This window comes from Paenibacillus sp. Z3-2, from assembly GCF_054161325.1.
This window is the reverse complement of the sequence record NZ_CP096397.1, coordinates 3,267,812-3,279,837: the sequence shown is the minus strand read 5'-3', so window position 1 is coordinate 3,279,837 and position 12,026 is coordinate 3,267,812. Positions and strand designations below refer to the sequence as shown.

At 46.2% G+C, this 12,026-nt stretch carries 11 protein-coding genes and 1 pseudogene; all 12 read right to left on the bottom strand.

What is annotated here, in order from left to right; genetic code table 11:
* Window positions 1-717: 717 nt before the first annotated feature.
* The 12 genes and pseudogenes from M1D71_RS14725 to M1D71_RS14670 all read right to left on the bottom strand — a co-directional run bounded on the left by M1D71_RS14725 (window position 718) and on the right by M1D71_RS14670 (window position 12,006).
* Complete coding sequence (locus tag M1D71_RS14725) at window positions 718-1,626, bottom strand: CPBP family intramembrane glutamic endopeptidase (RefSeq protein ID WP_458127083.1); 909 nt, start codon at window positions 1,624-1,626, stop codon at window positions 718-720.
* A 155-nt stretch (window positions 1,627-1,781) separates the two neighbouring features.
* Window positions 1,782-1,901, bottom strand: coding sequence for a response regulator transcription factor (locus tag M1D71_RS14720; protein WP_458127082.1), 120 nt, complete (start codon window positions 1,899-1,901; stop codon window positions 1,782-1,784).
* Window positions 1,902-1,952: 51 nt separating this feature from the next.
* Window positions 1,953-2,039, bottom strand: coding sequence for a hypothetical protein (locus tag M1D71_RS14715; RefSeq protein ID WP_458127255.1), 87 nt, complete (start codon window positions 2,037-2,039; stop codon window positions 1,953-1,955).
* A complete protein-coding gene (locus tag M1D71_RS14710; protein WP_458127081.1) occupies window positions 2,039-2,200 on the bottom strand; it encodes a hypothetical protein in 162 nt (53 codons plus the stop codon). Before M1D71_RS14710 ends, M1D71_RS14715 begins: the two co-directional genes overlap by 1 nt.
* On the bottom strand, window positions 2,187-3,362 hold the full coding sequence (locus tag M1D71_RS14705) for a sensor histidine kinase (protein WP_458127080.1): 1,176 nt from the start codon (window positions 3,360-3,362) through the stop codon (window positions 2,187-2,189). The genes M1D71_RS14710 and M1D71_RS14705 overlap by 14 nt, the downstream gene beginning before the upstream one ends.
* A 429-nt stretch (window positions 3,363-3,791) precedes the next feature.
* A pseudogene (locus tag M1D71_RS14700) lies at window positions 3,792-5,021 on the bottom strand (serine hydrolase domain-containing protein).
* Between the two features lie 47 nt (window positions 5,022-5,068).
* Entirely contained in the window at window positions 5,069-6,187 is a 1,119-nt protein-coding gene (locus M1D71_RS14695; RefSeq protein WP_458127079.1) for a DUF418 domain-containing protein, read from the bottom strand.
* Window positions 6,188-6,498: 311 nt separating this feature from the next.
* Window positions 6,499-7,089, bottom strand: a complete 591-nt coding sequence (locus tag M1D71_RS14690) for a TetR/AcrR family transcriptional regulator (RefSeq protein ID WP_458127078.1) — start codon at window positions 7,087-7,089, stop codon at window positions 6,499-6,501.
* A 267-nt stretch (window positions 7,090-7,356) separates the two neighbouring features.
* Window positions 7,357-8,034 carry a metallophosphoesterase gene (locus M1D71_RS14685; RefSeq protein ID WP_458127077.1) on the bottom strand — a complete coding sequence of 226 codons (678 nt, stop codon included), beginning with the start codon at window positions 8,032-8,034 and terminating at the stop codon, window positions 7,357-7,359.
* 10 nt (window positions 8,035-8,044) lie between these two features.
* The gene (locus M1D71_RS14680) at window positions 8,045-9,130 is read right to left on the bottom strand and encodes an ABC transporter ATP-binding protein (RefSeq protein WP_458127076.1); all 1,086 of its coding nucleotides are present in this window, start codon (window positions 9,128-9,130) and stop codon (window positions 8,045-8,047) included.
* Window positions 9,114-10,895, bottom strand: a complete 1,782-nt coding sequence (locus M1D71_RS14675) for an ABC transporter permease (protein ID WP_458127075.1) — start codon at window positions 10,893-10,895, stop codon at window positions 9,114-9,116. The genes M1D71_RS14680 and M1D71_RS14675 overlap by 17 nt, the downstream gene beginning before the upstream one ends.
* A gap of 10 nt (window positions 10,896-10,905) precedes the next feature.
* Window positions 10,906-12,006 carry an ABC transporter substrate-binding protein gene (locus M1D71_RS14670; RefSeq protein ID WP_458127074.1) on the bottom strand — a complete coding sequence of 367 codons (1,101 nt, stop codon included), beginning with the start codon at window positions 12,004-12,006 and terminating at the stop codon, window positions 10,906-10,908.
* Window positions 12,007-12,026 lie beyond the last annotated feature (20 nt).

Below are 12,026 nucleotides of genomic sequence, written 5' to 3'. Positions count from 1 at the left end.
GCTGTGTGCAGGCTCCTCCATTTACAACCATTTTCAGTTTATCCATTAAAGTGTTGATGTAAATTTAACACGTGTTAGATAATTTTGGCAACAAAATTTTATGGCATCACTTAATATTTCCGCTGCCTCTCCAATTATCTGTCTCTACCGTCCCTATAGGTAAACAAAAAGAATCGTCAGCATTACTGCAACGATCCTTCTGTCAGTACGTTAGTAAACAGCAGCGAGATTAACGGCTGCTGTTATTTTACATTTCTTTTGTGCCAAAGTTTCAAGTATACCGTTATCTCAATCTTGTACCTAAGAAGCAATAACCTTAATATTCTCTACCTTATAGCCATTAAGAGCATCTCGTCGAAACGTCATTTGAACTGTTTCTGGTTGTTCTCCTTTCATTACCGTCATCTCCAAAATAAACTTTAGTTCTGGGATGTCCGAACCTTGGATCGGCAACACATGGGTATTCGCGAACAAAAAGTTGTCGTGGTACTTTTGACGAAGAGTGCTCATTATTTGAGGATGCAGTTCGATTATCAATGCCTGCTGAATCAACGAACATTGATTAGTGTCTGCTATTGGCTGAGGCAATAATAGCAAGGCCATTAATACAAGCATAAAGGGAGGAAATCAACAAAGTGATTAAACGGGTCTTGAATGCAAAACCAATTTCTGCATCGGCTGCACGATTGTCCGTCATTTCTGGATTGATCTTCGTGGTTATTCTTGGAAGCCTTCACTTTTTGGAGACGGAATTCGACCCGACGGCAGATTGCGATTGCGAATAGCGCCATACAGCATGGGAATGGTAATCAGAAGGCTGATGATAACCGGAACTACAGACCCCTCAAGTCCAAAGTCACCTCCAGTGAGAAGTGAAGGACCGGTCACTTTCACAATAAACAGACCGTCTGAACTGTGTCCAGAAACAGGGATCCCAAGCAAACCTTCAAGTGCATTCCAGGAAAAATGTAGTCCCATGGCAAACCACAGGTTTCGTCGCCACATAAATGCGGCTCCAAGCAGAAGACCTGCTTCTAAAGTTATGGCGAATGCGCTCCATAATGTTGCTCCTGTATTCCCAAGATGGGCTATTCCAAAGAATAGAGAAGTCACAGCGAGTGCGGTCCAGTTTCCCAGCAATTTATGTATGGCTTGAAACATTAGTCCACGAAAGATAAGTTCCTCGACAATGGCTGCGCCTAAAGCAGCTTCAATTGAAGCGATTAGAACAGTAACCGTATCCGCCTCGTTCACCCATTGAAAGGAGTAACCTCCCAAGGAAACTATAATAATAGTGGATAAGGCAATAAACATAGCCCCGGTTAGTGCTCCCATAACAGCTTCAACCCCTGCACCCTTTCTGGATAACTCAGGAATGGACCGACGGGCCAAATATTTCATGGTGAGTATATAGACCATGATGGCGAGAAAGCCCAACGTTAGTGTCAACAGCAGAGAAAGCACGTCCGGTGCTTGCTCTGCTAGCGGTCGGATGGACGCATCCACAAGAATTATGCCGATAGCCCCCGCAATCATCCAGATGATTGGAAAGCGCCAAAACACACTCCATTTGCTTATTTTCTCACCCATCTGTGAATGTTCTTTGTGTGCAGATCTTTTCTTCATGTCTTGAGTCAGCTCCTCTATAATTTGATGATAGTTATGAGTATGGGCTGAAAAAGTCATAAAGTGACAGTGCGCTTTTGTCATGATAAAGTCATCTGACTATACCCCTAAGAAGCCGGAACTATATAAGTTACCGGCTTCTTAGGGGGCTTGTCTTAGTAATTCATGATTCCCGACTCTCTGGCTTTACGGGCTGCCTCTTGTCTTCCCTTAACATTAAGTTTTGAGTAGATCGTTGAAATGTAATTCTTGATCGTTCCTTCACTAAGAAACAAAGCCTCTGCAATATTTCAATTTCACGGCTACTAAGCCCGTATTCATTATTTTTAATAGCGGATCCCATATATAGGAATTCGCTCTTTGATCTGAGCTGTTGCGTCAACGCCATTCATGACGGGCATATTGATATCCATCAATACCATATCGGGCTGAAACTGATGGCAGCCCTGAACGGCTTCTCCCCATTTTTAGCTAATCCAACGATTTCAATATCTTCTTCCGTGGACAGCACGATATGTAGGCTCTCCAAAATTAATTCCTGATCATCTGCCAGTAATACTTTAAATTTCCCCATGCAGCCCCACTCCTTTCAGGGGAATTTCACATCTGACTTCGGTGATCGTTTCATCTCCTACCTCTGATGATACAAACAGGCTGCCCCCCAGCCGCTCAACTCGATGTTTCATCGTAGTCAACCCGAAGCCATATTTCAATTTGTCAATCGGTTTCCCATTATTTCGAACAACCAGGTGCAGAACGGATTCGGAAAATTGAAGCTCCAAATCCAGTTGAGACGCTTTTCCATGTTTTAGTGCGTTCGTAATAGACTCCTGGATGACTCGCAGAATCGCCTGTCGTACTTCAAAATGCGTGTGCTGCTCTATTCCTAGTACTTTTAACGTCAGGAGAATTCCTGTATGTTCCCGAAAATTGGCCACATGGGCCTCAATCTGCCGTACAAGATTCGACTCCGCTTCTTCTCCAATCTCATGGACAATACTTCTCATTTCGTCCAGATTTTGTTCAGCCAGTGCTCTTAAGCGAATTAACCGTTCCTTGACCTCGGCAGGCTTACGATCCATAAGAGCGATGGAAGCATCAAGACTCATAATGATTGAGATGAAGGAATGCCCCAGGGTATCATGAAGTTCCTTGGACATACGATTGCGTTCTTCAAGCAGAGTCATTTTCTCAATTTCAGCAGCGTAGTGGGTTAACAGCTTATTTTGCTGCTCTACTTCGACCACAAGTTCATTTTTTTGGTAATACGCTTTGGCCACGAAGCTGGCCCATATGCCGATGAAGCAGAATAATACATTATCTGTCCCGCTACTAAAGGCTTGTTCCCAAGGTAACTTTAAATAGTACTGGAAGATAAAGGGAATGAATAGAATTGCGGGAATGACCCAGAATGTCTTCTTGATCAATAAGTACCCCATTGTTAGACTCGGCAGCAGATAGTCTGCTTTGGAAGTCAGCTCCGGATGGATAACAGAGTTCACATAATAAGAACCACCCAGCATTAGCTCCGCGATACAAAACCAAACCTTGTTCATGCGCCGTTGAGGAAACCAGAAGATCATTGGAACGATAAGTGCTGCCATTAGCCAAATGACGTTTAACCATGTTCGGTTCGACATGTCACTCTCTGTAAACAGCCGTGATGACAGCAAAATGTAATGGTATAAACGAAGAGCAAAAATACCCCAATCCATAAAAGATAATATCTTTCTCATGTCATCATCCTATACTGTTTTTCAGTAAGAACATCAGTAGCTCTGAATCTAGTGTATCACTTTTTGTTAGTTTGTTTACTAATAATTACATTCTTCAATTTTCAAATCATCAGCAACATCTATATTCACTGACTCATACAGTTCATGGAAATACCAGATAAGCCCGAAATAAAATGATGATCATGTATCCGATGATTATCATTGAGATACGACAAGAACATATATACTTCAAACAAAAAAGCCGCATCGAATGTGACTTTCAAAGTATTCATATTCTTGTCTTCTGACAGGTCCACATGTGGCGTGTACACCACTGATTCAGGCAACTATCTGCTTAGTTTCGATGAAAGTCATATTCAGGTGAATGTACAACTTGATGTTGAAGGACGATTCATAGAGAAATTTGAGGAAGGAGCAAGGAGCAAGGAGTTAGTCTTCGATGATTGCCTGATAGACCATGGTCCAGAAGTCGTGGATAAGATGTGCAGAATCCGGGGTGGACATCCCGACCTGAGTGAGCATAATTCCTGAGTTGTTTGTCCGGGTCGGCATAAGCCGAGGTTCCGGTTCCGCCGTCCCAGCCGAACTGACCGATGGATGCATAGTCGCCGCGGTAGGTGCGTACCGCCATCCCGAAGCCCCAGCCTCCGTGCTGCCCTTGACCATGTGACAAATGGACGTTGTTTTTTGCCAAGTCCTCTCGGAATGCTTGTTGCTTGGGCGTAAGACGGTTAGTTGTCATCAGCTGGATGGCGGGCCGGGACAGGATCCGTTCGGTCCCATGTATTCCTTGGTTCAGCAGCATCTGTAAATACGCGTAATAGTCGTCAACCGTTGAGAGCAGCCCACCGCCGCCTGCTTGGAACATGGGAGGTTTATTGTAGCGTCCGCCTGCTGCCTCGTCCCATACGATGAACTCACCAGTCTGGGGATCGGGGATGTAGGCGGGAGGCAGCCGGTCAATCTTGCTCTCGGGCACGTAGAAGCCAGTGTCCTTCATCCCTAGGGGATCAAGGATACGTTCGCGCAGGAATGTCTCGAATGTCTGACCCGTGACCCTGGCAACGAGTACGCCGAGAACTTCGTTACTCATGTGGTATTGCCACCGCTCACCGGGCTGGTAGCAGAGCGGGAGTGTTCCCAGACGACGCATCCACTCATCGGGCTCTGGCATCTCCTGCCCTGGCGTGTCATATAACCCATTCTCGAAGATCGCGCTTATGATCGGAGAGCCCATTAACGTCATATCCACTCCGAGCCCGAACGTGGAGGTCAACAAGTCCCGGACAGTAACTGGTCGCCGTGCCGGCACGGTTTCGTCCAGTGGGCCACCTGGTCGTTTAAGCACCTGTCGGTTGGCGAGTTCAGGCAGCCATGGATCTACTGGGTCGTCGAGATGCAGTTTGCACTCGTCGAGCAGCACCATCACCGGAGCAACCGTAACGATCTTGGACGTGGATGCCATCCGGAAGATCGTGTCCCGGAGCATCGGCGCGCCATCGTCATGGCGCATCGTGCCGATCGCCTCGACGTGCGTCTCTCCGTTCCGGCTATTAGGGCGACGAAACCAGGAATCTTCCCGGACTCGACATGTCCTGACAGCACGTCGTGCATTCTTTGCAGGCCTGTTTCGGAGAAGCCTCTGTTGCTTTGTTCCATCTTCGTTTTCATTTCGTTTCCCTCACTTTCCTTTATCAAAAAAAACATTATCTTCTATCTGATACTTTCCGTTGTCGATAGATGAGTCTTCTCAGGAAAGCATCGACAGGGCCGCTCCATCCCCGTTTTTCTAGCCAGACAGCGAGGCAGACACTTGAGAACCAGATCAACACTGCAATTGCAAACACTCCAGCACCATTAAGCACACCTCCCAATCCAAGGGCGACTGGCGAGAGCAAGAGGACAAGCAGCGCTTCCTGGTAAATGTAAAACGTAAGTGATCGTTTGCCAACTGACGCAAGCGCATCCGTCATCCTCGGGGCCGTACGACGGGCTGATATGCTGAACAACGCAATAAGAGCCGTGTATCCTAATCCGCCTACAATGCCGGTCATGATATGGACGATTACAAACCAACTAATTAATTCAGGTTTCGGATTCCACATATTTGCACCAGTCAAAGCATAAGGAAGTGCTCCGATCAGCGATATACCAATTCCTCCAATTGTCATTCGTTTCAACTGGGGACGGAAGCGCTCAGGATTATCCAGCCACCGTTTATGGGCAGACCATACTCCTAAGGTGATAATTAGCAGCATCGGATAGAGCAGCAAATTAATCAGAATCATAATCGGAAATGCAATTATATGCTCCGAGACTAGAAGTAGGTAAGTGTGGGAAGGAGTTAACCCGATGTCCAGTTCTTCTCCCGTCAAAATCGGATATACCGCTACCCAGGCAGTCGGAATAATAGCCATGTATACTGCGCCAATTACGTTCATAGCCCTACGCTGCATCCACACCGGCTTAAACAGCATCCATCCGAGAACAAGACCGGAAATGCCATATACGGCGAGGATGTCTGCTCCTCCAATTATGACAAGATGTATAAACCCAAAAACGATCAATAACCATGAACGACGACGCAACAAGCGCTTCACTTCCATTATAGGTACGCCTTTATCCAGTTGGCGTGTTACCATAGAAGCCAGCCCGTAACCGAACAATGCTGCGAACATCGGATAAGCACGGTTATCCACGAACAACAGGCCAACCAAATTCACGAAGTCTTCAAGCCAATGCTCTCCAAGTGGACGGGTCAGCGTAAACGTCTGCGCTGTAAACAAATATATTGGAGCGTGAGCAATGACGATGAGCAGCAACATAAATCCGCGTCCTAAATCAGGGGCAAGCGATCTTTCCTTATTTGATATTGGGTTTAGACCCGGCAGTCTGCTCTTTCCTCCTTTTTTCAAAACAACCAAGCACCTCACTTTTTAAATTATTATTGATTGACTCAATCAGTCAACAATATGGTAAATTGGGTGCCAATTTTTGTCAACAAAAAAATTCCTTTTTGCTTTCCAAGAGTGAGGAAAGCAAAAAGGCTAAGTTCGTTTACAAACAGGATATGTAGATTGGCGGGGAGCATATTGGAGTGTAGATAGCAGTAGATTCACTTCACTAGCGGATTCTTTTATTTTTGAATAACTCTGAGCAGCATTCGTATATTCCAGTCCAAATTTTGATGAAGCCAGCCCACATCGTCAGCGATCAATCCCGACAATATCGTCAGATAGAGATTGGCAAGCATCTCAGGTTCTTCTTTAACGATTTCATCGCGAGTCTGCCCTTCAATAAGGATGGGTACTAGCAACAATACATATTTCTCACTTGTCTGGCTGATCAGTTTTCTTGTCTCTTCATCAAGTTCAGGATATTTCATACAGCTTTGAATCATTCGAAATACGTCATGACTTCCTGCTGTGATGGCTGACCGGGTGAAGTGTTCTATTTTCTCCAACGGTTTCGCTGACGAAGATCGAACCTCCTCGATCAAATGCTCAGCGCCTTCCATTGCCCAGAGCAGACTTTTTGTAAGTAATTCTTCTTTGGACGCGAAATAGTGGTACATAAGACCGTGGCTTAAATCAGCAGCCTTGGCGATCATGCTCATCTTCGTGCCCTCTATCCCATACTCCGCAAACACCCTTAGCGCTGCTTTTAAAATTTGATTCTTACGTGCTTCCCGAATATGTTTGGATTGCTCTTCCTTGTATCGTGCCATTATTTGAGACCTCTTTTTTGGATACAGTATAGCACATTCAAAATGGCTAGACAGCCCCTGATTAGGTCCCCGATCTCCCAAACACGACTAAATGGACATTCGTATCCTTCGGGCTTAAGGGAAAAGCAGGCAACTTCGTTCGTTGTGTTATATGACTCATTGCCCGCTGGGCAATTTCCAAGTTCAATCCCTATGCTTGCTACAAAAAATAAAGACATTGAAGGCTACTTAGCCTTTCAATGTCTTATTGCAATTATACGAATCTCTCTATCTTGTATCTGAGAACATATTTGGCTTTTGATGATATAACTGTATTGCTCTCTCGTTCTTCTCTAGCTCGGTGAGAGCTGCAGACTGAACTTGAAACGGTTCTTGCACGGACACATACCAACGATTTCGATTTGAAAAATCCACTAAACTGAGATAATGTCCGTGGCCAGCTCCAGTATCGATTCCCACTTTCCCATTACCTATCCAGATTTCCCAAGGTGGCACCTTGAACCGAAACGTGGAAGTATGACCGAAAACAACGGTATAGTTTGGATCAGCCGGGCTCGTAAAGAAAGGCTCTCGTATTTCGGTCAAATCCTCAGGCTTTTGAGCTCTCATAGGAACTCCTGGACGTACTCCGGCATGGACGAATAAGAAGCCATCGCTTAAGAAATACAACGGTAAACCCTCCAAAAAATCGCGATAATGTTCAATTGAAGTTTGATTTTCGGTATTAAGACTCGGCATAGAGGCCAGCCATTTCCGTTCATTGTTACCTTGCAGAGCGATTGCTCCATTCAAGGTTAATTCGTGTACGAGTTGCAGCGTTCCCCAAGAGTCAGGCCCTTTATTGACATAATCCCCAAGCAAAATCAATTGGTCCTGATCGGGACGATAACCCGCAGTATTCAGTAATTGTTTAAGAAGATGTCCGTACCCGTGAACGTCGGACACGGCAAGCAGTCTACCCCTGACCAGGTTCTTCGCCTCCTGGAAAGATCATGGTTTGCTTGGGTGATAATCGAATCCAGCACTCCGAACCGGGTTCGAGAGGTTCATTGCTGAATCCATGGACACTTTGGTTATCTTGGGTTTGCATGATGACTCTCCAATGAATACCTTCGAAAATGGATTGTTTCACTATTACCTGAATTTGATTCGTCGTCTCTTCTTCTCGCTCCAAAGAAATGATTAATTGTTGAGGGTGAGCCATAACAATGGCTTGTCCCCCTCTCGTTGCACGTTCCATCATTTGTCCGATGATAACCTGTTCTCCGATATGCACAGCAGAACCGTCCATCGTAAAGACAGCGCTCAGACGATTGTGATACCCCATCAGCTGGGCGACCCAAGGTGTCTTTGGGTGGTTGAAAAGTTGATGGGGTTCTGCGAACTGATCGATTCCCCCTGCCCGAAGCACCATGATTCGATCAGCCAGAGTGAAGGCTTCAAGCATATCGTGCGTAACATAAAGCACAGTTGTATCCAAATTGGATAAGAGGCTCGCCAACTCGCTGCGCATTTCAGTTCGAAGCTTGACGTCCAGATTGGACAGAGGTTCGTCCATCAGCAAAATGGAAGGTTCGGTGGCAAGCGCTCGAGCCATCCCAATCCGTTGCTGCTGACCACCAGAACATTCGGTAGGCAATCGATCCAGCAGTCCCTCCAATTGCAGCATCGATTGTAAATGATCCAATCGCTGCTTTCTTACCGATGAGTCCGTTCGGGACCTCTTCATACCATACTCAATGTTCTGTTGCACTGTCATGTGCGGCCATAACGCATAATCTTGGAATACCATATTAACGGGTCTCTTCTCTGGTGGCGTGAACTGTTTCTTGCCATCTACCGGTTGGCCGACCATTTCAATGACGCCGCCGTCGATTCTCAGCAATCCGGCGATCAGCTGCAGCAAGGTAGATTTCCCGCAGCCAGATGGACCAAGGATGCATATGCGTTCACCTTGGTTCATCTCAAACGATAGAGGTCTTAGAACTTCTTGCTTATCAAAAGACTTGTGAACCCCTTCAAGCTTAAGAATTGGTTTCATATTGCGAACCTCCATATGTCATGCGGTGGTTTGTGGCTGGACGGATCGCTACACTCTTCTGTAAGCGCCGATCGTTCCAACGAAAAACAGATTCACCTGCAATCTGGATGAGAATAATGATGAATAATAGAATTGAACCACTCAAGATTGTTGCTGCTGTTGCATAACCATATCTACCAAACTCAAAAGCCTGATCAATAACGAGAGGCATCAGGACATAGTTTGCAGGCTGTAACATTGAAGCCAGAGCGAGGTCAAACACGCTTGTGCCGAAAGCCGCCAATACGGCGAGAAGCAATGAACGGCGCGTCAAAGGCAACACGATATGTACCATTCGGCCAATCGTTCCCGCACCTTGCACCGCTGCCGCGTTTAGTACCGAAGAAGAAATGGTGCCGAACGAACCCAACTGAACACGAACAGCGTAAGGAATTGCTCCGGCTATGACCGCAATCACGAGTAAGGCAGGCGTTCCATACAGATGAAGGTTGACATACTCCAGCCATTTTTGATTCCAGACGAAAATGTAGCCGATCCCCATAACGATTCCCGGCACGGCAAGAGATACGATGGAAAATAGCTGCAGTCCGCCTTTCATCGGAAACTGTGTAAACGTAAGCACATATGCCACAATAAAGCCAATGATCATGCTGATCACTGCCGCAATCGCAGCAATGGATAATGAATGGATCATGCCATCCAAAAAATTCAGTCGAGTATGATCTGGCACGCTTGAGGAAAACAAAGAGGCATAATGGCTTAGCGTAAAATTCTGCAAAGCGAAGCCATCGCCCATCTTTTTCATCACTGAAACGCAAACACTACTACCGACGGGAATACCAATGCTGATGGTTAAAAACAAGATCGTAATCAAGTTTAATAGATAGGTTTTTTGAGGTTTAACTTTTATCGTTTTTCTGGCCCTGGAATTAAGGAAGTCAAATCTTGACTTGCGCAGGCTAATCATGAGCACGAACATGGCCAGACCCAGTAAAATAACGAGATAGAATGCAAGTACACCCGCCATATCAAACCGAACCGGTGATTGATAGATGGCGGAGTAAATTGAATACGTTAATGTCGGAAAACGATACACGGTGGACAATGCTGCAGGCAAACCGAAGTCTCCAACGGTATCAATAAAAACCAATGTGGCTCCAGCAGCGATGGAAGGTGCCGAAAGTGGTAATTCTACGGTCCGCCACACCGTCCAAGGACGCGCGCCGTTCAAGCGGGCAGCATGCCCGTATTGGCTGACATTCCACTCGGCTGAAGCTAGCACCGTCAGATAGGCTAAAGGAAATTTGCTTAAAGCCATGATGAACATAAGTCCCATAGGTTGAAACAATAGAGGTGTCACCCACCCCATACTGAGCGAACGGCTTGCGATCCCGTCTGCTCCGGCGAACAATATCCAGCCTTGTGCCAGCATAAACGATGGCATAATAAGCAGAAGCCACACACCGGCGTCCAACAAACGTCCTGCTGCATAATTCCACCTTGCTCTCACCATGGCGAGACAGGTACCGAACAGGGTCCCTAACAGTGCTGTTCCCACGCCTAGCCACATGGAGTTCATCAAGGATTGGCGCCACAAAGGACGATTAAAAATCTCGCCAAGCAACCCCAGTCCTTGGAAACGGATTTCTCCGAAAAATAATCCTGGTAAAAAAGCGTTAAGCAAAACGGCGAGTAACGGCAAGAAGATCACAATGAACAAAATAAGTGCAATGCCAACTCCCCAACGAGTTCCTGGATTTCTCATTGGATTTGTCCTAATTTACGTTCTGGTCGGCAAACCAGGTCTTGATGTCCACTTCGTGCTCAGCGGACCATTCGGCTGGAGGAAGCAGGAATGTTGGATTGGGCTCACGGTCTTTGCGCGACTCTACCCCTTGTACCAGCGGTGTGAAGAAACTGTCAGAAGAGTCCAGCGAAACGAGCATTTGCTGCGTTTCCGGTTGAAGCATAAATTCGATAAATGCTTTGGATGCCGCAGGATTTTTAGTGTATTTGCTGATTGCAGCCACCCGTAGACTACCAGGAGCCCCCTCTTCCGGCCAGATGAGATTCACTGGCTCGCCGGATTGCTTTAGATCATATGCGTTACTCTCTTGTAAAGCGGCAATATCAATCTCACCGGAAACTAATGCACTTCCTAATGGGCCGTTCTTGGGATAAACTCTCAATCCCTTATTCATCATTTGTCCATACTTTTGTTCGGCCTCAGGAATGCTCCAATGATAAAAAAGTGAGGAAACGAGCGGGTATGCGGGAGCGGCCACTGCTGGGTCGGCTTGTCCGGCTGTACCTTCATAATTGAAAAATTCCTCCCATGTCTTTGGTGCTTGTGCCTCAGTCAGACGATTGGTGTTGTAGGCAATGACGGCTGATGCATGAATGGTAACTGGAGTGTAAGCATGATCCTCAGGAACGAGCGATTCTCCATACTCACTGAGGTTATCCATATTTTCAGGTGTCCAATCCGTCATGAGGAACCCTCTGTCAGCCAGATTTCGAATGGAACCATGTCCGTCCATCATGACAACATCCCACTGAGGATTACCTTGTTCTGCTTCAATTTTGGCTAACGCCTCTCCCCCGCCATAATGGACTGCTTCAATTTTGTAGCCCGTTTGCTTTTCAAATTCGGGAGCTACGATATCGACAAAATCATTGCCATACAAATAGATCGTTTTCCCAGTATCTTCATTGGAAGAATTCAGATTCGCTGTCTCTTGAGATGAGGAGACGTTAGTTTCTGCACCTCCTGCAGAAGCATTTCCATTCGTACCCGTTCCTCCACCACATCCAGCAATCACCAGCACCAACGCAAGACTTAATCCACTTAATCGCTTTTTCCAAACGTTATTCATGTTTTTCCCCCTAAGATATT